Genomic DNA, 20,104 nt, shown 5'->3' with positions numbered 1-20,104 from the left:
AACCTATAACAATGTGGAAAATGATATGACTAGCGATAAGGCATGTCATTTAAAAGAAACTGGCGGAAGAATTGCGTTTTGCTCTGAACTTGGCAACCCGCGCCGCGCCGGACATCACATGACTGCGACCGCCATGACGATTTTTATACCAGGCAGGAATTGCTGATGTCTTAGCGATCTTTTTACGACGGAAATCTTTTGCCTTAAAAGCCAGATGACTCACGCTGGGTGGATTGAGCAAGGAAGAATCCGTTTCTGGATCTTGCCAGGCAGAGCGGATATCGTTCTGCGTTTCAGACAAACCTTTAGCAATCGACTGCCCGACGTCCTGCACTGCCTCTTGCGCATCTTTATGCATCTGACGCAACTCATCAAGCTCAATCTCACGACTGACTTCCGATTTCACTTCGTTGATGTAACGTTGGGCACGACCAAATAAAGTGCCAGCCATACGCGCTACTTTTGGCAGTTTTTCAGGACCGATTACGATTAAAGCAACCACGCCAATTAACGCCAACTTACTGATGCCAAGATCTATCATGAGTGGTGTCTTTTAAAACCAGAGGCTAGCAATCTGAGGTAGCAACATCAGAGCTTGGATTTTTCTTTAGCATCAACATCAATTGTTGTACCCGATGTTTTATCCGCGACTTTTTGTGCGTCTGCAGCCTTCTCTTCTTCGCCCTTGACGCCGTCTTTAAAACCTTTGACAGCCTTGCCAAGATCGGACCCGATGTTGCCAATTTTTTTGGTGCCGAATACCAGCATCACAATGACCAACACAATTAACCAGTGCCAAATACTGAATGAACCCATGATATCTCCTAAAACGAGCGTGAACGCTCAGACAAATTATTGATCTATAAGAAGCGGTTGATGCGGAACTATCGCTGACCGCGCCATGGCTGCGGACCGCCAATCACATGTAAATGAAGATGATACACCTCTTGCCCGCCATCCGGTCCGGTGTTGATCAGCGTCTTGTAACCACCACTGACGTTACCATCGATATCTTGCGTGAGACCGCAACCTTGCTCTTGCGCCAATTTAGGCGTCAGCGCTAACATCCGCCCCAACATGCCTGCATGCTCCGGAGTTGTTTGCGCCAGAGTTTCTACATGCTGCTTGGGAATAATTAAAAAATGCACCGGAGCAGCAGGATTAATATCTTTAAACGCCAGAAACTCTTCGTCTTCATAAACCACACTAGACGGAATTTGTTTTGCCACAATTTTACAGAAAATACAGTTACTCACGGTGTCCTCATATTGTTGTGCAAGACGGTTGAAATACAGTTAAAAAATTTGCTTAAATTCTTATAGGACTTATGCCAAATTGTCCCAGCAAGGCGTAGCGACGAAGGCAGTACTTTAGTACGACTAGGCGCTGCAACGCAGCTGGGGCGATTTCGCGTAAGTTCTAACTTAATCTGGGCGGGAAGCTTTTTCCTCGATACCAGATAAGCCTTCGCGTCTTGCCAACTCATTCAAGACATCTTGCGGTGTCAAATCAAACTGTGCCAGCAAGACCATGGAATGAAACCAGAGATCGGCACATTCATACAAGACTTTAGATTTGTCACCTGATACACGGGCATCTTTGGCGGCCATTACAGTTTCGGTCGCTTCTTCGCCAATTTTTTTGAGTATCGCGTCGTCGCCCTTGGAAAACAAACGCGCGACATACGAAGTTGCCGGGTCGCCGCCGTTAGCAGCTTTGCGGCTCTCAATGACTTCAGACAGTCGCTTTAAGGTTTCACTCATACAATCTTTTCTGATTACTGGTCATTATTTGTAGATGGTTTCTGGGTCTTTTAAGACCGGATCAACTGCCTCCCAGTCACCGTCATTGACGCCACCTTCAAACTTTTGGAAGAAGCAAGAATGGCGACCCGTATGGCAAGCGATGCTATCGACTTGTTCTATTTTGAGCAATACCACGTCTTCATCACAATCCAGGCGTATCTCTAATACCTTTTGAACATGACCGGATTCTTCACCTTTGTGCCATAACTTTTTACGCGAACGGCTCCAGTAAACGGCCTCGCCTAATTCCACTGTTTTGGTTAGTGCATCGCGGTTCATCCAGGCAAACATCAGCACATCATTGCTGGATGCTTCTTGCGCAATCACAGGTACCAGACCTTGATCGTCCCAGCGCACTTTATTCAACCATTTTGACGCGCTCATGACAGTCTCATTGAAATCTGTTGTGCTGCCATGAATTTCTTGGCTTCTTGCACGGTATGTTGTCCATAATGGAAAATACTTGCGGCGAGTACCGCATCAGCGCCACCGATTTTGATGCCGTCGGCTAAGTCTTGTAGACCACCAACGCCACCGGAAGCGATCACCGGTATTGAGACTGCGTCCGACACTGCACGTGTCAGTCCCAGGTCAAAACCAATCTTGGTGCCATCTCTGTCCATACTAGTCAGCAGAATTTCTCCAGCGCCCAAGCGTGCCATATTTTGCGCCCACTCCACTGCATCTAAGCCAGTGGCGTTGCGACCGCCATGCGTAAAGACTTCCCATTTTCCAGGCGCCGTTTGTTTTGCGTCAATCGCCACAACAATGCACTGTGATCCGTATTTTTGCGATGCTTCAAACACCAATTGCGGATTGGTCACCGCAGATGTGTTGATGCCAATCTTATCTGCACCGGCATTTAATAAGCGACGCACATCGGCCACAGTGCGTACGCCACCACCCACCGTTAAAGGAATAAATACTTGTGACGCGACTGCCTCGATAATCGGCAAAATTAAATCGCGTCCGTCACTGGACGCGGTGATATCAAGAAAGGTAATTTCATCAGCGCCTTGTCCATCATAGCGGCGCGCAATCTCAACTGGATCACCGGCGTCACGCAGTTCCTGAAAATTGATGCCCTTGACGACACGACCAGCAGTCACGTCAAGACAAGGGATAATGCGCTTTGCTAAAGCCATACTTAATTTTCTTCGCTATCGTCTATGTCATCAAATTCATCGGCGCGTTCCTGTGCGCTGGCAAGATCTAATGTGCCTTCGTAAATAGAACGGCCACAAATCACGCCTTCTATCCCCTCGCCTTGCACCGCGCACAAGGCTTCAACATCTTGCAGATTATGGACGCCGCCAGATGCAATCACCGGAATACTCACAGCTTGCGCCAGCTTGACTGTGGCTTCGATATTGACGCCGCCCATCATGCCATCGCGGCCGATGTCGGTATAAATAATCGACTCGACGCCGTAACCTTCAAATTTTTTCGCCAGATCGATGACTTCATGACCCGACAGTTTGCTCCAGCCATCGGTAGCGACCTTGCCATCTTTGGCGTCAATACCGACAATAATTTGTCCTGGGAAGGCACCACAGGCATCTGCCAGAAATCCAGGATTTTTGACTGCTGCGGTGCCGATGATGATGTAGCTGATACCGTCATCCAGATAACGCTCTATCGTATCCAGATCACGTATACCGCCACCGAGTTGCACCGGGATTTCATCAATATCATTTTCTTCCGCAAACTCACGCACCGCCTTCAAAATAGCTTTGACTGCTGTTTCATTTTTTGGCTTACCTGCGAAAGCTCCGTTCAGATCGACCAGATGTAGTCGTCTTGCGCCTTGCTCTAGCCAATGACGCGCCATCTCGGCGGGGTCTTCGGAGAACACGGTGGCTTGGTTCATATCACCTTGTTTAAGGCGTACGCAGTGACCGTCTTTCAGGTCGATAGCAGGAATGAGCAGCATGGCTGTATAAAGTTAAGTAATTAAAGACAGAATAAATGGGTAAATCAGTTTGACGGTATCACAAGCTTAAGGGTTCCAGTGTACAAAGTTTTTGTATAGTTGCAAGCCAGCATGTGCACTCTTTTCAGGATGGAATTGCGTGGCAAAAATATTATCTCTTGCAACTGCACAGGCGAACGGCGTGCCATAGTCGGTAGTTCCGACTGTGTGTGCCACATCGGCTGGCTGAGCATAGTAACTATGAACAAAATAGAAATAAGCCTCATCGGCAATATCTTGCCAGAGCGCATGTACTTGGCCTTGCGTCCGTGCTTGCCTGACTTTATTCCACCCCATTTGCGGCACTTTAAAACGCGACCCGTCATCTTGTAGCTGACCGTCCAGCGCAAAACGCACTACTTTGCCAGGCAATAAACCCAATCCCGGCGTATTGCCTTCATCGCTCAGATCAAACAGCATTTGCTCACCTACGCAAACGCCAAACAGCGGTTTGCTACGCGCAGCTTGCAATACTGCCTCTTGCACACCGGATTCGCGCAGACTGCGCATGCAATCGGGCATCGCGCCCTGGCCTGGCAACACCAGGCGATCGGCACTTTGGATATCGGTGATCTCGCCAGAAATTTTGACATCGGCGTCCGGCGCGACTGCACGCAGGGCTTGCGCTACTGAGCGCAAATTGCCCATGCCGTAATCGACTACAACAATTTTATTCATGCTGATGAGTTTATTTGGCTAATGATTTAGCAATTTAAAGAATAAATTCAGAATCAAATTCAAAGACATCTTAAGCAGCAAATGTAAGGCCTGAGATTCTGGTTTGATTCAGATTTGATTCAAACAGAATTACAAGCTGCCTTTGGTCGATGGAATGGTACCAGCAGCGCGCGCATCTAATTCAGCCGCCATACGCAAGGCTCGGCCAAAGGCCTTGAAGACGGTTTCGCATTGATGGTGAGCATTATCGCCACGTAGATTATCGATATGCAAAGATACCAACGCGTGGTTCACAAAACCCTGAAAAAATTCATGGGTCAAATCGACATCGAACGACCCTATCATGGCGCGCTTAAACGGTACGTGGAACTCTAGTCCAGGGCGACCGGAAAAATCAATCACCACACGCGATAAAGCTTCATCTAGCGGCACATAAGAATGACCGTAACGACGAATACCTTTTTTGTCACCGATAGCTTTTGCAAATGCCTGACCGAGCGTAATACCGACATCTTCTACCGTATGGTGTGCATCGATATGCAAATCACCGACGGCTTCAATTTCCAGATCGATTAAACCATGACGGGCAATCTGATCCAGCATGTGATCCAGAAAGGGAACGCCCGTATTGAGCTTTTGCTTTCCGGTTCCGTCAATATTGATGGCGACGCGGATCTGAGTTTCGTTAGTATTGCGGCTTACTTCAGCAGTGCGTTGGGCTTGCATGATTTTGATCTTTGAATTTGAACCGGTGGTCTGGTCTTTAGTTTGCGGCTTTATAAAAGTCGGGCTTTAAGACTGAGCCTAACTATGAAGCAACCAAGGATGCTTTAAAAGCCGCGAGAAATAAGGCGTTTTCCTGCGGATTACTGACGGTGATACGCAAGCAGTTTTCCAGCAGCCCATGCATTTTACCTACATTTTTGACTAAAATTTTTTGTTCCAGCAATTTGGCAAAGACTTGTTCCGCTTTTGTCACGCGTATCAGTAGGAAATTTGCCGCTGATGGAAACACTTGCACGCCCGGCAATGCCGCCAAGGCTGCGCTGAGCTCACTGCGCTGGTGACGTAATTCAGCTGCTTGCGCATCCAGAATATCTGCATGCTCCAGCACAAACTCTGCCGCGGCTTGCGTCAGGACATTGATGTTGTAAGGTGGCCGGACTTTTTCGAACTCTTGCATCAGCGCGTTGTTGCCCGACATGTAACCGAGGCGGATACCAGCTAGGCCGAGCTTCGATACGGTACGCATCACAACCAGATTATCGAATTCGGCCAGACGTGGCATAAAACTGGTTTGTGCAAAAGGTTGATAGGCTTCGTCCACAATCACCACGCCACTGTCGCCGACCGCGTGCAGAATTTCTTCCATCTCACCGGTATTAAACAAGGTGCCGGTCGGATTATTCGGGTAAGCCAGATAGATAATTGCAGGACGATGTTCTGCGATCGCGGCCAGCATAGCGGCTTTGTCTAAGCTGAAATCAGGATGAAACGGCACGCCGATAAATTCTAGCCCGGCGAAACGTGCAGAAATCGCATACATCACAAAACCTGGGATAGGTGCCAACACTTTTGCACCTGGCTTGGCGCAGGCAACCGAGACCATACTGATCAGCTCATCAGAGCCATTGCCAAGGACGACATCAAAACCTACCGGGACGCCAAGCTTGTCGCTGATGGCGGCTTTTAACGCGGAATAAGACGGAATGGGGTAACGGTTTAAAGCCACTTCAGACAAACGTTGTGCCAGTTCCAAACGCAGAGACTCCGGCAGCGTGTAGGGATTTTCCATGGCATCGAGTTTGACGAAACCGGCGGAGTCCTGCACATGGTAGGCAGACAACGCGCGCACGTCAGAACGAATAATATTTTCAATCAATGACAAAATATACTCCCACTTGTATTTTTAATCGTCCATACATTATCTGAACTATGTATGCTATTTAGTCGCATACTCCCCTATTTTTACTCAATTATAGGTTCAGATTCAAGTTCTGAACGCTGGGTTTTAGCAGGTAAATTTAATGATCAATTCTGAGCATAAATTCAAGCAGCTTCCAGACGACTCAAGCGCTCTACAATCCGCTCGCAATAATCCTGATTCAATTCAAAGCCGACGAAGTCACGACCACAATTTCTCGCAGCTACCGCCGTGGTGCCGCTGCCCATAAACGGATCTAAGACAACGCCGCCAACCGGGCATGAGGCTTTGATCATGCGCTCAATAATCTCTAGTGGTTTCTGGGTTGGATGATCTTCCCGTTCGGCATGTTCACGATGTAGGCGGGATACGCTCCAAATATCTTTTGGGTTGTAGCCCAGTTCCAGCCATTTCGCGCCCTCAAAAATCTTGCGGCTACGTGCCTTTTTAGTCACGGCGTCGTAGGGAATGCGGATGGCGTCCAGATCAAAGTAATAATCTTTCGCCTTAACGAAAAAACCGATGCTGTCGTGCACAGATGAATACTTGCGCACACTGCCCCCCATCGACGGCACCCGTCTGTCCCAGATAATTTCATTCATCATGCTCATGCGCTGTTTGAGCATGACAAAAATCTCAGGTGAGTAGCGCCAGGTCAAAAAAATGTACAGACTGCCGTTTTCTTTTAGCTTAGGCAAAGCTGTGTCAATCCATTGCTCTGTCCAGGCAAGATAGTCAGCGGATGCCATTTTGTCTGAATCGTTGCCGTAATCCTTACCCAATCCGTAAGGTGGATCTGCCAGCAACAAATCAACGCTGGCATCGGGAATACGCGCTAAACCGATCAGCGCATCCTCACAAAATATCTGATTACGCCAACTGCTCACCAGATCTGTCATGACGTCATTTCAAGCGCAATTCGGCGCTGCGTGCATGCGCTTGCAAGCCTTCGCCATACGCTAACTCTGCGGCAACGCGACCCAAGGTTTGTGCGCCCTGTTCGCTAACGTAGATGATTGATGAACGTTTTTGAAAATCGTACACGCCAAGCGGTGATGAGAACCGTGCAGTACGTGAGGTCGGCAATACATGGTTTGGTCCGGCGCAGTAGTCCCCCAGCGCTTCCGACGAAAAACGTCCTAAGAACATCGCACCGGCATGGCGAATTTTGTCCGCCCACTGCTGGGGATTTTCAGTAGAAATCTCTAAATGTTCTGCCGCAATATCGTTCGCAATATCGCAGGCTTGTTGCATGTCTTTGACCTTGATCAAAGCTCCACGGTTAGTCAATGAAGTACGAATGACTTCCTGACGCGGCATGGTCGGCAATAATTTATCAATGCTGGCGTGTACGGCATTAATGTAGGCGGCATCAGGACATAGCAAAATAGATTGCGCCAGCTCATCATGCTCTGCTTGCGAGAACAAATCCATGGCGATCCAGTCTGGATCAGTGCTGCCGTCGCAAATTACTAAAATCTCAGAGGGGCCTGCGATCATATCAATACCCACCGTACCGAAGACACGGCGCTTGGCCGCAGCAACATAGGCATTGCCGGGCCCGACAATTTTATCTACTTGGGGAATGGTCTCGGTACCGTAGGCCAGAGCACCAACCGCTTGAGCACCGCCAATAGTGAAGACACGGTCTACGCCAGCAATCGCGGCGGCAGCCAATACCAAAGGATTTTTGATGCCATCAGGCGTTGGTACGACCATGATAATTTCTTTGACTCCGGCGACTTTAGCCGGAATCGCATTCATCAATACCGATGAGGGATAGGCAGCCTTGCCACCCGGAACGTAAAGTCCAACTCGATCTAAGGGTGTCACTTTTTGACCAAGCACTGTGCCGTCGGCCTCGGTATAGCTAAAGCCCGCTGAGCCGCATTCAATTTTTTGCTGTTCGTGGTAAGCACGTACTCTGGCTGCGGCGGCCTCTAACGCGTGACGACGCTCTGCCGTCAGCGATGCCAATGCCGCATGCATCTCTTGCTGAGTCAATTCCAATGCACCCATACTGCTTGCCTGCAAGCGGTCAAACCGGTTCGTTGCAGCGAGCACTGCCGCATCACCATGTTTTTTTACTTCCGCCAAAATCTGTGCCGCTGCCTGATCAATTGCGGCATCTTCACTGGCTTCAAACGCTAGCAAGGCACTAAGCGTCTGTGCGAATCCTGGTGCGCTGGCGTCTAATTTTCGGATCGGAAGCGAGCTGATGGAAGATGGCTGTGGTGAAGAATAAGCAGAAGAATTGGACGACATGATGTTCTCGATCTATTTTTTAGTGGCGCGCTCAAATGCTTCAAGGATAGGTTGCAAGCGCTCACGTTTCATTTTTAAAGCAGCTTGGTTGACCACCAGTCGGGAAGAAATATCCATGATGTGTTCAACCTCAACCAGATTATTCGCAATCAAGGTGTTGCCGGTACTGACCAGATCAACGATGGCATCGGACAAACCGACTAACGGAGCCAGTTCCATGGAGCCATACAGTTTGATCAAATCAACGTGTACGCCTTTGCTGGCAAAATGCTCACGAGCGGTTTCGGTATATTTCGTTGCGACCCGCAGGCGTGCACCCTGACGTACCGCGTTGGCATAATCAAAACCGACCGATACCGCGACTGACATGCGGCATTTAGCAATGTCCAAATCCAAAGGCTGGTATAAGCCTTCCCCACCGTGCTCATGCAGAACATCCTTACCTGCCACGCCCAAATCCGCTGCACCATATTGCACATAGGTTGGCACATCAGAAGCACGGACAATAATCACACGTACATGAGGATCGTTGGTCGCTAAAATCAACTTGCGCGACTTCTCTGGATCTTCGGTCACGCGGATACCGGCAGCTTCTAATAACGGCAGAGTCTCTTCAAAAATACGACCTTTGGAGAGCGCCAGGGTCAATTGGGTCGACATTATTTGACTCGCTTAATTAATGCACCGACACCGGACAATTTGACTTCCATCCGATCGTAACCTCGATCTAGATGGTAAATACGGTCTATCAGGGTTTCGCCCTCAGCAGCCAGACCGGCAATGACCAGCGACGCCGAAGCGCGTAAGTCTGTCGCCATGACTGGAGCGCCGACCAGTTTATCAACGCCGGAAATCATCGCAGTGTGGCCATCGATTTCTATATGTGCGCCCAAGCGATTCATTTCTTGTACGTGCATAAAACGATTTTCAAAGATCGTTTCAGTCACGCGGCTGCTACCCTGGGCGATGCAATTAACCGCCATAAACTGCGCCTGCATATCGGTAGGAAAGCCGGGATATTCGGTGGTACGGAAACTGACGGCCTTAGGACGTGCGCCCATTTGTGCGCGTATCCAATCTGTGCCACTGGTCAGGATGACGCCGGCTTCACGCAACTTATCTAATGCCACATCCAGAATATCGCTACGTACATTTTTTAAGGTGATGTCGCCACCTGCTGCCGCGACTGCGCAAAGGAAGGTTGCAGTTTCAATCCGGTCTGCAATCACGGCGTGAGCCGCGCCATGCAAGCGATCAACACCCTGGATAACCAGACGATCTGTGCCTATGCCTTCGATCTTGGCACCCATAGCCACCAATAAATGGGCAAGGTCAGTGACCTCGGGTTCGCGTGCCGCGTTTTCCAGTATGGTTTCGCCCTCAGCCAAGGTAGCTGCCATCAACAAATTTTCTGTACCTGTGACGGTAATCATATCGGTGACGACACGTGTACCCTTCAAACGCTTGGCTTTAGCATGGATGTAACCGGCCTCAATTGTGATCTCGGCACCCATAGCTTGCAGGCCTTTGATGTGCTGATCAACAGGACGTGAACCAATCGCACAACCGCCTGGCAGGGATACTTTTGCCTCGCCGAAACGCGCCAGCAAAGGGCCCAGGACCAGGATAGAAGCTCGCATGGTTTTTACCAGGTCATAGGGTGCTTCCAACTTGTCGATCGCAGCACCATTCAAGGTAACAACACCATTTTCTTGTGTGATGCGCAAACCCATCTGGCCGAGTAACTTCAGCATAGTGGACACATCTTGCAGCGATGGAACATTTTGCAAAACGACATCATCCGAACTCAATAAACCTGCGCACAAAATGGGCAAAGCTGCGTTCTTCGCACCAGAAATGCTGACGTCACCATTCAGGCGTTGTCCGCCTGTAATCAATAATTTATCCATTATTTTTGAAATTCGTCTGGAGTTAAAGTTTTCATCGACAGTGCGTGAATTTCTTCGCGCATGCGGTCGCCCAAAGCGGCGTACACCAATTGATGGCGCTGTATCAAACGCTTACCGATGAAGAGTTCGGACACAATCACTGCCGTAAAATGCTGCCCGTCGCCTTCGACTTCCAGATGACTGCAAGCGAGTCCGTCGGCAATATATTTTTTAATTTGTTCAGGAGTTGGAAACACGATGAGTCTTTCAAAATACGATATTAGTGCCTGAGCTTATAACCACGCTTTAGCATCTGTACTGCAATCACGACTAATGCAATAAAAAATACTAATACGACCGATAAACTGAAAAATGGATTAACGTCAGACTGTCCAAAGAAACCGTAGCGAAATCCATCAATCATGTAGAAAAACGGATTAAAGCGCGAAATGGTTTGCCATAACGGTGGCAGGGAGTGAATGGAATAAAACACACCCGACAAGAATGTCGCTGGCATGATCAAAAAGTTTTGGAAAGCAGATAAATGATCAAATTTCTCTGCCCAGATTCCAGCGATCAAGCCCATGGTTCCCAACATTGCTGCGCCTAAAAAAGCGAACATCAAAATCCATAAGGGCGCGACAAAACTGACGTTGGTGATCCAGATCGTCACGACAAATACGCCAAGACCAACCGCTAAACCACGCACGATAGACGCTAGTACATAGGCACTGAACATCTCCCAATGCGACAACGGTGGCAATAGAATAAAGACCAGATTACCAGTAATTTTTGATTGAATCAGCGAAGAAGAAGAGTTCGCAAACGCGTTTTGCAACACGCTCATCATCACTAAGCCTGGGACTAAAAATGCAGTGTACTTAACGTCTTTGTATACTTGCACATGTTCTTCCAGTGCGTGACCAAAAATCAGCAAATACAGTAAGGCCGTCATGATTGGCGCAGTGATCGTCTGGGTTGCAACCTTCCAGAAACGCAAAACCTCTTTGTAAAACAGAGTTTGAAAACCAATCATTTACGATCTCCCATAATTTGCAGGAAGACATCTTCCAGATCAGCTTGCTGAAGTTGCAGATCGTCAATCGCACAGCCACCAGTTCGGATCGCAGCGAGGATAGGCTCAACTTGCGAATACTCGGTGACACGCAAAACATATTCATCACCAGAGTGATGGGTCACCAGATCTTTAAGTCCCTCTGGAAATACGCCTTGTCCAGCGACTAATGTGACTTTGAGCTGAGATCCTGAGATACGTTTAATCAACGCGGCAGTGCTATCAAGCGCGACTACTTTACCCGTTTTTAGCATAGCAATACGATTGCAAAGCGCCTGAGCTTCTTCTAAATAGTGCGTGGTCAACACCACCGTATGGCCTTCTTTGTTCAAGCGGGAGACAAACTGCCACAAAGTTTGACGCAACTCTACGTCAACGCCAGCAGTTGGCTCATCCAACACGATCACAGGCGGCTTATGCACCAGAGCCTGGGCAACAAGTACCCGACGCTTCATACCGCCAGATAATGCACGCATATTGACATCAGCTTTATTGGTGAGATCAAGATTCTCCATGACCTCGTCTATCCATTTATCGTTATTCTTTAAACCGAAATAACCAGACTGCATACGCAAGGTCTCACGTACAGTAAAGAACGGATCGAATACCAGTTCTTGCGGCACAACACCAAGGTTCTTACGTGCTGCACGGTAATCCGTCACCACATCATGCCCCTGAATCTTGACCTGGCCTGAATCTGCACGATTGAGTCCGGCAATGATAGAAATCAAGGTTGTTTTGCCAGCTCCGTTAGGGCCTAGCAAACCGAAAAATTCACCTTCTTCAATAGAAAGCGAAACACCACCTAGCGCTTGCAGCGACTGGTAGCGTTTTTCAACATTAGTAATTTGTATGGCGGCCATGAAGACAATTATTGCGCTGTTGACTAGCGTTTATCCGGTGAGTCGCCAAAGATATGGCGAAAACCTTTAATTATAGGGGATTTTCGTGTCTTGAACCGGATTGACGCAATTGCTGATGACAATCGCTGTGGCGCTTATTAAGCCGCTAAGCCTTTGCAGACTTCTTGCTCACCACATCGATTATTACATTGTCAACCCGACAGTTCGAGAAAACTTTCAGTACAGGATCAATGTCGTTCGACTTGCGAAGGATTAGTGCTGAGAAGCTCAGACATGCCGTAAAGGGCGATTAAGCTAAGAAGATTTGAAGGAATAGATTTGAAATGAATAGTCTTATTTTTAAGACTCGCAGCACGCTGCCAATCAAGCATCACAGCAACTGCTGCCGAATCAACTACAACCAATGCAGACAGATCAAACTCAGTCTCGCCTTGAGAAATCGCAGACAAACCGGACTGCGCCACGCTCACGGCATTTTGCAGGCTAAGTTCACGGTTTGTTTGATACATATTACTTACTCCGTCAGGAATTAACTAATTTTTTACTGCCAATTTAGTTATCTGGCTTATTTATTAAACTTACTTTTCAGACTTATTTCTTTGGTGATCCCGCAGCCAACTTTTTATTTTTCTCAGACAGAGTTTTGATCAAACCGTCGATACCAGATTTAGTAATTTCTGCAGTAAAGGTGCCTTTGTAAGTTTCTACCAACCACGCACCTAAAACGTTGATGTCATAGATTTTCCATCCTGTCGCCAATTTTTCAAGGCGATAGTTGAGTTGCAAAGCTTCGCCATTTTTTTGTATTACCTGACTACGGACCTCAACATCGGTGTCTTCAGCTGCAGCACGAAAAGGTTTAAACTCTAAAGTCTGATCTTTGATTTGAGAGATCGCTCCCGAGTATGTGAATACCAACAATGTACGGAATTCATTGATCAACTGTTTTTGTTGTTCTGGTGTGGCATCGCGCCAGCTTTTACCTGCAGCCAACGAAGTCATGCGCTGAAAATCAACGAATGGCAACACCTTGGTTTCGACTAAGTCATATACGCGCTTTTGATTGCCGGATTGAATATCTTTGTCACTCTTAGCGATATCCATAATTTCTTGGCTCAAACGCTTTACCAATTGATCCGCTGCTTCATCTGCCGCCATGCTACTGCCAACAAATGCAAAGCTAGCGAACATAAACAAGATAAATTGTCTAAATAATTTCATGATTTTACTTTCCCCGCTCTCAAGAGCGTATTAATGATGTTGTTATTAACTGCCCAGACTATGGTCTGGTTGACCGCCTTTATATTTACTTACAAAGTGACGGTTTGGATTCAATCATCCTCGGCTTTAATTTGACCAGCCCGACGCTGCAGATAAGCATCGCGTAGAAAGACATAACGATCGAGCGAAGCTTCTTCTAACAACGCGCCCGCATCCAGAACAGAAGCCCGCTTATCCACTAAACGCACGACAGTGCCAATATTGCGATCCTTAACTGGCGTAACATAAGACCAGAGGTCACCTTTGTAATCAACTGGCGTAGCTACCGCATCACGTAGAGTTGAAGGACCTAATAACGGGAGTACCAAGTAAGGACCTGATTTAACACCCCAAGTCCCCAAGGTCTGACCAAAATCTTCCCGATGTTTTTGCATTCCTGCCGCAGAACCAATATCAATAACGCCACCAAGACCAAAAGTCGTATTCACAGCAACGCGCATGACATCAGTTACACCCTCGGCTACTTTACCTTGCAGCAAGTCATTCACCGCGGTCCAGACATCGCCGATATTGCCAAAGAAGTTGCTGATACCAGTTTGTACAAAACTTGGCAAAACAGCGCGATATGCCTTCGCTGTAGGTTTTAAAACTGCCTGATCAATGGCATCGTTAAAATTGAACATCACGCGATTAAAGCCCTCCAGCGGATCACGCGGATTATCACCAATATTGGTTTTTACGCTGATCTTGGTGAGAGTCTGAGAGGTAGTATCTTTAATCTCTTTGACCGTATCTTTAAGACTATCTTTGACCGTATTTGTTGCACATCCACTGAGAATCAAGGTCAAAGCCAAGACTAATCCAGTAATTTTTATTTGGGATTTCATTTTTTTTCATCCTTACCATCTGCTGCTTTACTGAACAAGAACTGACTAATCAGATTTTCAAGTACAACAGCGGATTGAGTCATTTTAATTCTGTCACCAGCTACCAAATTATTGGTATCACCGCCTGGTTCTAGGCCTATATATTGCTCACCTAAAAGACCTGCCGTCAAAATTTTGGCTGACGTATCTTTTGGAAATTTGTATTTATTTTCGAGTTGTAAAGTTACCGTTGCCTGGTAAGTTTTATCGTCAAATGTAATATTACCTACGCGACCGATTACCACGCCAGCACTCTTGACAGCTGCGCGCGGTTTTAAGCCACCAATATTATCAAACCGAGTTACGACATCGTAAGTTTTATCAAAAGATAAGGTACTCATATTGCCTGCCTTCAATGCCAGAAACAGCAAGGCAGCCGCACCCAATAAAACAAATAAGCCAACCCAGAAATCCAATGATTTTTTTTGCATAGACACCATCCAATTCATTCAGGAACCTCGTCCACATGGAGAGTATTCTCTTTAAAACGCTCGAAGCCCTTTTGTGCTCGCACTACCAAACAATTACTTAGACTAATTAAATGCTATTGAAACATTAATGCAGTCAACAGAAAATCTAAGGCAAGCACTAATAACGAAGAAATTACTACCGTACGAGTCGTCGCACGTGCTACGCCCTCAGGTGTAGGCTTAGCCTCGTAGCCTTGAAATAAGGCAACGAAAGTGACTGCGAATCCAAATACAATACTTTTGATGACACCGTTACCAATATCCTGAAAGACATCAACACCTGCCTGCATTTGCGACCAGAAAGCACCATTATCAACACCAATCAGCTTAACGCCAACCAGATAACCACCAATGACACCCATAGCATTGAAAATTGCAGTCAGTACAGGCATCGCAATCAAACCAGCTAAAAAACGAGGTGCGAGCACGCGCTGAATTGGATTTACCGCCATCATCTCCATCGCAGCCAATTGCTCGCCGGCTTTCATCAAGCCAATTTCTGCCGTCAACGACGTACCGGCGCGACCAGCAAATAACAAAGCGGTGACGACAGGTCCAAGCTCACGCGTCAGAGATAAGGCGACTAATAATCCCAAAGCCTCTTCAGAACCATAGCGATTCAAGGTATAAAAACCTTGATAACCCAATACAAAACCAACAAACAAACCAGACACCGCGATGATTACTAAGGAATAATTACCGATAAAATGAATCTGATCTGTCACTAAACGTGGTCTGCGCCATAATCCCAATGAACTAAACAAAATCGCAAAAAAACTGCGTGCAGCGTAACCAACGTCGGCCGCAGTCTCTCGCACGGCTTGCCCAAGGCGAGTAATCATCTTGCATCCCCTTGAGCAGATTGACCCTGCGTCACCAATTTGATGCCCAGATCCTCGGCTAACGATTTGCCAGGATAATGGAAAGGCACAGGACCATCAGTTTCCGCATGTACAAATTGCTTTACATACGGATCGTTAGAAGCGCGCATTTCCTCAGGCGAACCTTGTGCAACGATTTTCCCTTGCGACAAGAAGTAGACATAGTCAGCAATAGCAAAAGATTCATGCACATCATGCGATACAAGGATGGACGTAGACCCTAATGCATCATTCAAGTTCCGTATTAAGTTTGCGGTAACCCCCATAGAAATTGGGTCTAATCCGGCAAAAGGCTCGTCATACATAATCAACTGAGGGTCTAAGGCAACGGCTCTGGCCAAGGCTACACGGCGCGCCATACCACCTGAGATTTCCGCTGGCTTGAGTTGCGCTGCGTTGCGCAAACCGACTGCTTGCAATTTCATCAGTACCAGATCATGCAGCATCGCGTCGGGCAGATCAGTATGCTCACGCAACGGAAAAGCGACGTTGTCAAATACACTTAAATCTGTGAACAAGGCACCGTGCTGGAATAACATACCCATTTTGCGACGCAAAACATATAGATCTTTCGTGTTCAGAGTGTGAACATTTTGCCCATCCACCGTGACCGATCCTTGTTGCGGCAACAATTGGCCACCAATCAGACGCAAAATGGTTGTCTTGCCAGAGCCCGACCCGCCCATTACTGCGATTACTTTACGACGTGGAAAATCCATCTGGAGACCCGATAAAATCGAGCGATCTCCATAGCCAAAGTGTAAATCACGAATTTCGACGAGATTAGTCACAAATGAGTTTTAGTTTGCAAAGTCGAGATTGTAATGCAGAACTAGAAATTAGGCATGAATGCAATTACTTGCTAATAAAATATTAAAATAAACAATCTCTCAAAGAAACTTATTTTTATAAAATATTCATACTATTTATTAATGGAATACAAACTTATATTTATTTTTCTATGTTAGTAGAGGCAATAAATAAATGAATCTATAGTCAGCAATATAAATAAATCTGAAATAGTCTTTGTATTTTGTCTATAAAATACAGCATTGATGGCGGCATCGTACTGAATTTAAGATATTAGTATGGCAACTACAGTACATCCTTATAATAAAAATGCTACTTCAAACTCGTTTGCCGGTATTGGCCGCGAATAATAGTATCCCTGCAGTAAGTCGCAACCATATCGAATACAAAAAGCTGCTTGCTCTTTAGTCTCGACTCCTTCAGCGACAACTTTCATCTCCAAAGCTTTGGCAAACGCAATAATCGCCATCAACAGACGCTCACTCTTCGTACTATCCCCAATTGTAGAAATAAAGCCTTTATCAATTTTCAAAACGGTAACGGGGAATAACTTCAAATGATCCAGCGAAGAATAACCGGTTCCAAAATCATCCAGAGAGAAATGAATACCTTGCTCCGCAATAGCAGACAGTACCGCGACGGATGAACTGGGATCTCTGATTAAAGCACTTTCAGTAATTTCCAATTCTAAATTCCCAGCGTCCAAGCCAGATTCGGCAAGCACATCAAATACAAGTTTCGCCAGTCCAATCTGCTTAATCTGTATTGCCGACAAATTAACAGCAACCACTAAGTTACTACACTTAGCTGGAAATCGCTGTTGCCACTCTTTAAGCTGCTGGCAAGACTGCCGCAAAACCCAGTTGCCGATATCGACAATCAAACCGGTCTCTTCTGCGACTGACATAAACGCAATCGGTGATAACAAACCAAAACGCGGATGCTGCCAGCGTACCAATGCCTCCATCCCACCCAATGATCCATCAACAGAATTAATTTGTGCTTGATAGAAGACAAGAAATTCCTCCCTATCCAAGGCTTTATACAGGTCGTTTTTCATCAAACTACGAAACTCGACTGTCTCTTGCAATGATGCCGAATAGAATCGACTTTGATTGCGTCCATCTTGTTTAGCCTGATACATCGCCACATCGGCAAATTTGAGCAAATCATCGCCATTATTTGTCGATACATCGAGTAAAGCAATACCGATACTCGTCGTAATAATCTGCTCAGTCACTCCCGTTGATATCGGACATTGCAGCATTACTACAATACGATCGGCGAGCAACGCTGGCTGATCTTCATGCTCAAAATTGGTCATCAACACGACGAACTCATCGCCTCCCAGTCGACACAAAATATCACTGCCCCTAACGACAGTTCCCAATCGTCGCGCAATTTCGATCAATAATCTGTCGCCAGCTTCGTGCCCCAATGTGTCATTCACACTTTTGAAATCATCCAGGTCGAGTAACAGTACTGCCAGATTACTCTTACTTCTCCGTACCCTAGCTACTGCGGTTTCGAGCGCCAATTCAAATCCCCGTCGATTGATCAGGCCGGTGAGCTGATCATGTTCTGATAACTGCCGTAATTGCTCACGACTTTCTTTCAACTCATTTTCGATAACATAGCGCTGCCTCGCTTGTCGTACTGATCGGATCAAACCTCTGCCTGTAACCTCAGTCTTTAGTAAAAAATCCTGCGCTCCTAACTGCAAACAACGTTCAGCGATAAGTTCGTCATCCACCCCACTGAGCATCAGGATGACGACACTCTCAAACGGCCCATTTCTCAGTAGCCGAAGAACCTCAATCCCGTCCTGATCAGGTAAGCGATAGTCTAGCAAAATCGCGTCAAAGTGCTGCTCTGAAGCAAATGCTAAACCGCTCTGCGCGTTCGTTGCCTCAACGATCTCACAGACAACGGCGCTCTGACGCAAAGATCGCATCACGGATTGACGATCAAGTGCATCGTCATCAATTAACAATAAGCGAAGCGAAGAATTATTCATCGTTGGACCTGTTGTTTTGTTTGTCTCACTCCATAACCGGTAGTTCGACCACCCGCCAGAAATGATCGATCATCTCCATCACCCGCAAGAAACCATCGCCGACCTGACTTTTGACGATATAACCTGCAACATGCTTTTGGTAGGCCGCAACCTTATCCTCATCCGTCTTTGATGTGGTCAAAACAAATACGACCGCACTGGAAAGGGATGGATCATTGCGCAGTACCTCCAACATCTCCAGACCGTTCATTCTGGGCATATTGAGATCCAGCATAATCAAATACGGCTGACGAACGGCATTCGGCATTCGTAATAATTCGAGCGCTTCAATGCCATCTCTTGCACGTACTACCGGATTGATAATTTTTAACTTTTTAAGGGCGCGCTCAACACCCATGACGTCGACATCATCATCGTCAACCAGCATGATTGTGACGTCTTTATAACGCTTAGCTTTGTCTGGCATGGCGACCTCATTAAGTAATATTGACAGGCCATAGAAAACGGAATGTGCATCCAGTCTGCCCGTCAGAAACCAGCTGTACCGTACCACCGACAGATTCAACCGCTTTCTTTACCAGCGCCAGACCGATACCACTACCTTCAACTTCGTCGCGTGGCTTAAGAGTCTGAAACATGCCAAATACGCGTTGCTGATGCTCGGGCGCAATACCTGGGCCATCATCTTTGACGGTGAACTCTATGTAATGAGCGATGCCTTTGTTTGCGTCATTGTTTGCGTCGTTGTTTAGGCGATTGTTTGCTTCATTATTTACACTCACGGCAATAATCTTTGCTCCGACAAAAATACGCCCATCCGGCTTGTTGTGATGTTTTATCGCATTACTGATTAGATTACGGAGCACCAAATTCAAAGGGACTTTTCGTGTTTGGACAGTAGGTAAATCGTCTGCGGCCTCCAATCGAATTGCCCCACTAGTTTTGAGTAATTCAAAAATATCGCTTACCAATACGCGGGTATCGACTGTCACGATTTCATCATCTGCCCGCCCGACGCGCGCATAAGCAAGTAAATCATCCAGCAACATCTCCATGCGCTGAATACGGCTTCTGATTAAATATAAATGCCGTTGTGTGTCTGGATTGAGCGTATCGGCTAAATCCTCAGAAATCCAGTTAGCCAGCTGATCTATGCCTCTTAACGGCGACTTCAGGTCATGTGAGGCGACATAGGTAAAATTATTTAACTCTTGAGCTTCTTGCAAAATACCCAAACCAGTAAAGTCGAGCATGGGTGTGGCCACTGTTGCGATTGGTTTTCTTGTTTGAAGCGGCACATGTGACATG

Annotated in this window: 26 protein-coding genes; all 26 read right to left on the bottom strand. The window is 46.8% G+C overall.

Annotation, left to right across the window (positions count from 1 at the left end):
• Window positions 1–49 precede the first annotated feature (49 nt).
• Window positions 50–541, bottom strand: a complete 492-nt coding sequence (gene tatB / locus AAKU61_RS06550; RefSeq protein WP_322121099.1) for a Sec-independent protein translocase protein TatB — start codon at window positions 539–541, stop codon at window positions 50–52.
• 47 nt (window positions 542–588) lie between these two features.
• Complete coding sequence (gene tatA / locus AAKU61_RS06545; RefSeq protein ID WP_322121098.1) at window positions 589–816, bottom strand: Sec-independent protein translocase subunit TatA; 228 nt, start codon at window positions 814–816, stop codon at window positions 589–591.
• Between the two features lie 68 nt (window positions 817–884).
• Entirely contained in the window at window positions 885–1,256 is a 372-nt protein-coding gene (locus AAKU61_RS06540) for a histidine triad nucleotide-binding protein (RefSeq protein WP_354330661.1), read from the bottom strand.
• 168 nt (window positions 1,257–1,424) lie between these two features.
• Entirely contained in the window at window positions 1,425–1,763 is a 339-nt protein-coding gene (locus AAKU61_RS06535) for a phosphoribosyl-ATP diphosphatase (RefSeq protein WP_322121096.1), read from the bottom strand.
• Window positions 1,764–1,787: 24 nt separating this feature from the next.
• The gene (hisI, locus tag AAKU61_RS06530; RefSeq protein ID WP_322121095.1) at window positions 1,788–2,189 is read right to left on the bottom strand and encodes a phosphoribosyl-AMP cyclohydrolase; all 402 of its coding nucleotides are present in this window, start codon (window positions 2,187–2,189) and stop codon (window positions 1,788–1,790) included.
• Entirely contained in the window at window positions 2,186–2,950 is a 765-nt protein-coding gene (gene hisF, locus AAKU61_RS06525) for an imidazole glycerol phosphate synthase subunit HisF (protein ID WP_354330659.1), read from the bottom strand. Before hisF ends, hisI begins: the two co-directional genes overlap by 4 nt.
• A gap of 2 nt (window positions 2,951–2,952) precedes the next feature.
• Window positions 2,953–3,738: a 1-(5-phosphoribosyl)-5-[(5-phosphoribosylamino)methylideneamino]imidazole-4-carboxamide isomerase gene (gene hisA / locus AAKU61_RS06520; protein WP_322121093.1), complete on the bottom strand. Its 786-nt coding sequence runs from the start codon at window positions 3,736–3,738 to the stop codon at window positions 2,953–2,955.
• Window positions 3,739–3,804: 66 nt separating this feature from the next.
• Window positions 3,805–4,455, bottom strand: a complete 651-nt coding sequence (gene hisH, locus AAKU61_RS06515) for an imidazole glycerol phosphate synthase subunit HisH (RefSeq protein WP_354330657.1) — start codon at window positions 4,453–4,455, stop codon at window positions 3,805–3,807.
• 129 nt (window positions 4,456–4,584) lie between these two features.
• On the bottom strand, window positions 4,585–5,181 hold the full coding sequence (gene hisB / locus AAKU61_RS06510) for an imidazoleglycerol-phosphate dehydratase HisB (protein WP_322121091.1): 597 nt from the start codon (window positions 5,179–5,181) through the stop codon (window positions 4,585–4,587).
• 82 nt (window positions 5,182–5,263) lie between these two features.
• Complete coding sequence (gene hisC / locus AAKU61_RS06505) at window positions 5,264–6,343, bottom strand: histidinol-phosphate transaminase (protein WP_354330655.1); 1,080 nt, start codon at window positions 6,341–6,343, stop codon at window positions 5,264–5,266.
• 161 nt (window positions 6,344–6,504) lie between these two features.
• A complete protein-coding gene (locus AAKU61_RS06500; RefSeq protein ID WP_354330653.1) occupies window positions 6,505–7,278 on the bottom strand; it encodes a DNA-methyltransferase in 774 nt (257 codons plus the stop codon).
• A gap of 4 nt (window positions 7,279–7,282) precedes the next feature.
• On the bottom strand, window positions 7,283–8,644 hold the full coding sequence (hisD, locus tag AAKU61_RS06495; protein WP_354330651.1) for a histidinol dehydrogenase: 1,362 nt from the start codon (window positions 8,642–8,644) through the stop codon (window positions 7,283–7,285).
• Window positions 8,645–8,656: 12 nt separating this feature from the next.
• The gene (hisG, locus tag AAKU61_RS06490) at window positions 8,657–9,304 is read right to left on the bottom strand and encodes an ATP phosphoribosyltransferase (protein ID WP_354330649.1); all 648 of its coding nucleotides are present in this window, start codon (window positions 9,302–9,304) and stop codon (window positions 8,657–8,659) included.
• Window positions 9,304–10,554 (bottom strand): UDP-N-acetylglucosamine 1-carboxyvinyltransferase, encoded by a 1,251-nt coding sequence (gene murA / locus AAKU61_RS06485; RefSeq protein WP_354330647.1) that lies wholly within the window; start codon window positions 10,552–10,554, stop codon window positions 9,304–9,306. The genes hisG and murA overlap by 1 nt, the downstream gene beginning before the upstream one ends.
• Window positions 10,554–10,790, bottom strand: coding sequence for a BolA family protein (locus tag AAKU61_RS06480; RefSeq protein WP_354330645.1), 237 nt, complete (start codon window positions 10,788–10,790; stop codon window positions 10,554–10,556). Before AAKU61_RS06480 ends, murA begins: the two co-directional genes overlap by 1 nt.
• Before the next feature lie 23 nt (window positions 10,791–10,813).
• Window positions 10,814–11,569, bottom strand: coding sequence for an ABC transporter permease (locus tag AAKU61_RS06475; RefSeq protein WP_354330643.1), 756 nt, complete (start codon window positions 11,567–11,569; stop codon window positions 10,814–10,816).
• The gene (locus tag AAKU61_RS06470) at window positions 11,566–12,471 is read right to left on the bottom strand and encodes an ABC transporter ATP-binding protein (protein WP_354330641.1); all 906 of its coding nucleotides are present in this window, start codon (window positions 12,469–12,471) and stop codon (window positions 11,566–11,568) included. Before AAKU61_RS06470 ends, AAKU61_RS06475 begins: the two co-directional genes overlap by 4 nt.
• Before the next feature lie 227 nt (window positions 12,472–12,698).
• On the bottom strand, window positions 12,699–12,980 hold the full coding sequence (locus AAKU61_RS06465) for an STAS domain-containing protein (protein WP_322121082.1): 282 nt from the start codon (window positions 12,978–12,980) through the stop codon (window positions 12,699–12,701).
• Window positions 12,981–13,062: 82 nt separating this feature from the next.
• Window positions 13,063–13,692, bottom strand: coding sequence for an MlaC/ttg2D family ABC transporter substrate-binding protein (locus AAKU61_RS06460; RefSeq protein ID WP_354330639.1), 630 nt, complete (start codon window positions 13,690–13,692; stop codon window positions 13,063–13,065).
• Between the two features lie 110 nt (window positions 13,693–13,802).
• A complete protein-coding gene (locus tag AAKU61_RS06455; protein WP_503012587.1) occupies window positions 13,803–14,579 on the bottom strand; it encodes an MlaA family lipoprotein in 777 nt (258 codons plus the stop codon).
• Window positions 14,576–15,049 carry an outer membrane lipid asymmetry maintenance protein MlaD gene (mlaD, locus tag AAKU61_RS06450; RefSeq protein WP_354330638.1) on the bottom strand — a complete coding sequence of 158 codons (474 nt, stop codon included), beginning with the start codon at window positions 15,047–15,049 and terminating at the stop codon, window positions 14,576–14,578. Before mlaD ends, AAKU61_RS06455 begins: the two co-directional genes overlap by 4 nt.
• A gap of 113 nt (window positions 15,050–15,162) precedes the next feature.
• Complete coding sequence (gene mlaE, locus AAKU61_RS06445; RefSeq protein ID WP_354330636.1) at window positions 15,163–15,930, bottom strand: lipid asymmetry maintenance ABC transporter permease subunit MlaE; 768 nt, start codon at window positions 15,928–15,930, stop codon at window positions 15,163–15,165.
• Window positions 15,927–16,760 carry an ABC transporter ATP-binding protein gene (locus tag AAKU61_RS06440; protein ID WP_354330634.1) on the bottom strand — a complete coding sequence of 278 codons (834 nt, stop codon included), beginning with the start codon at window positions 16,758–16,760 and terminating at the stop codon, window positions 15,927–15,929. Before AAKU61_RS06440 ends, mlaE begins: the two co-directional genes overlap by 4 nt.
• 317 nt (window positions 16,761–17,077) lie before the next feature.
• Window positions 17,078–18,796 (bottom strand): putative bifunctional diguanylate cyclase/phosphodiesterase, encoded by a 1,719-nt coding sequence (locus tag AAKU61_RS06435; RefSeq protein ID WP_354330632.1) that lies wholly within the window; start codon window positions 18,794–18,796, stop codon window positions 17,078–17,080.
• Between the two features lie 25 nt (window positions 18,797–18,821).
• Window positions 18,822–19,262, bottom strand: coding sequence for a response regulator (locus tag AAKU61_RS06430; RefSeq protein WP_322121076.1), 441 nt, complete (start codon window positions 19,260–19,262; stop codon window positions 18,822–18,824).
• 10 nt (window positions 19,263–19,272) lie between these two features.
• Window positions 19,273–20,104: sensor histidine kinase (locus tag AAKU61_RS06425; RefSeq protein WP_354330630.1), on the bottom strand; the 832-nt coding region annotated here is incomplete at its 5' end.

The sequence above is a fragment of the Undibacterium sp. GrIS 1.2 genome (assembly GCF_040544435.1).
Classification (GTDB): Bacteria; Pseudomonadota; Gammaproteobacteria; order Burkholderiales; family Burkholderiaceae_D; genus Undibacterium.
The sequence above is the reverse complement of the archived record's forward strand: the minus strand, read 5'-3'. Positions and strand labels throughout refer to the sequence as shown.

Excerpts from the sequence above, each read along its gene's own strand:
- AAKU61_RS06535 (WP_322121096.1), bottom strand. The coding sequence starts at position 1,763 with ATGAGTGAAACCTTAAAGCGACTGTCTGAAGTCATTGAGAGCCGCAAA.
- hisB (WP_322121091.1), bottom strand. The coding sequence starts at position 5,181 with ATGCAAGCCCAACGCACTGCTGAAGTAAGCCGCAATACTAACGAAACT.
- hisG (WP_354330649.1), bottom strand. The coding sequence starts at position 9,304 with ATGTCGACCCAATTGACCCTGGCGCTCTCCAAAGGTCGTATTTTTGAA.
- tatB (WP_322121099.1), bottom strand. The coding sequence starts at position 541 with ATGATAGATCTTGGCATCAGTAAGTTGGCGTTAATTGGCGTGGTTGCT.
- AAKU61_RS06500 (WP_354330653.1), bottom strand. The coding sequence starts at position 7,278 with ATGACAGATCTGGTGAGCAGTTGGCGTAATCAGATATTTTGTGAGGAT.
- hisD (WP_354330651.1), bottom strand. The coding sequence starts at position 8,644 with ATGTCGTCCAATTCTTCTGCTTATTCTTCACCACAGCCATCTTCCATC.
- tatA (WP_322121098.1), bottom strand. The coding sequence starts at position 816 with ATGGGTTCATTCAGTATTTGGCACTGGTTAATTGTGTTGGTCATTGTG.
- murA (WP_354330647.1), bottom strand. The coding sequence starts at position 10,554 with ATGGATAAATTATTGATTACAGGCGGACAACGCCTGAATGGTGACGTC.
- AAKU61_RS06455 (WP_503012587.1), bottom strand. The coding sequence starts at position 14,579 with ATGAAATCCCAAATAAAAATTACTGGATTAGTCTTGGCTTTGACCTTG.
- mlaE (WP_354330636.1), bottom strand. The coding sequence starts at position 15,930 with ATGATTACTCGCCTTGGGCAAGCCGTGCGAGAGACTGCGGCCGACGTT.
- AAKU61_RS06470 (WP_354330641.1), bottom strand. The coding sequence starts at position 12,471 with ATGGCCGCCATACAAATTACTAATGTTGAAAAACGCTACCAGTCGCTG.
- hisH (WP_354330657.1), bottom strand. The coding sequence starts at position 4,455 with ATGAATAAAATTGTTGTAGTCGATTACGGCATGGGCAATTTGCGCTCA.
- AAKU61_RS06435 (WP_354330632.1), bottom strand. The coding sequence starts at position 18,796 with ATGAATAATTCTTCGCTTCGCTTATTGTTAATTGATGACGATGCACTT.
- hisI (WP_322121095.1), bottom strand. The coding sequence starts at position 2,189 with ATGAGCGCGTCAAAATGGTTGAATAAAGTGCGCTGGGACGATCAAGGT.
- AAKU61_RS06460 (WP_354330639.1), bottom strand. The coding sequence starts at position 13,692 with ATGAAATTATTTAGACAATTTATCTTGTTTATGTTCGCTAGCTTTGCA.
- AAKU61_RS06475 (WP_354330643.1), bottom strand. The coding sequence starts at position 11,569 with ATGATTGGTTTTCAAACTCTGTTTTACAAAGAGGTTTTGCGTTTCTGG.
- hisA (WP_322121093.1), bottom strand. The coding sequence starts at position 3,738 with ATGCTGCTCATTCCTGCTATCGACCTGAAAGACGGTCACTGCGTACGC.
- AAKU61_RS06430 (WP_322121076.1), bottom strand. The coding sequence starts at position 19,262 with ATGCCAGACAAAGCTAAGCGTTATAAAGACGTCACAATCATGCTGGTT.
- mlaD (WP_354330638.1), bottom strand. The coding sequence starts at position 15,049 with ATGCAAAAAAAATCATTGGATTTCTGGGTTGGCTTATTTGTTTTATTG.
- hisF (WP_354330659.1), bottom strand. The coding sequence starts at position 2,950 with ATGGCTTTAGCAAAGCGCATTATCCCTTGTCTTGACGTGACTGCTGGT.
- AAKU61_RS06465 (WP_322121082.1), bottom strand. The coding sequence starts at position 12,980 with ATGTATCAAACAAACCGTGAACTTAGCCTGCAAAATGCCGTGAGCGTG.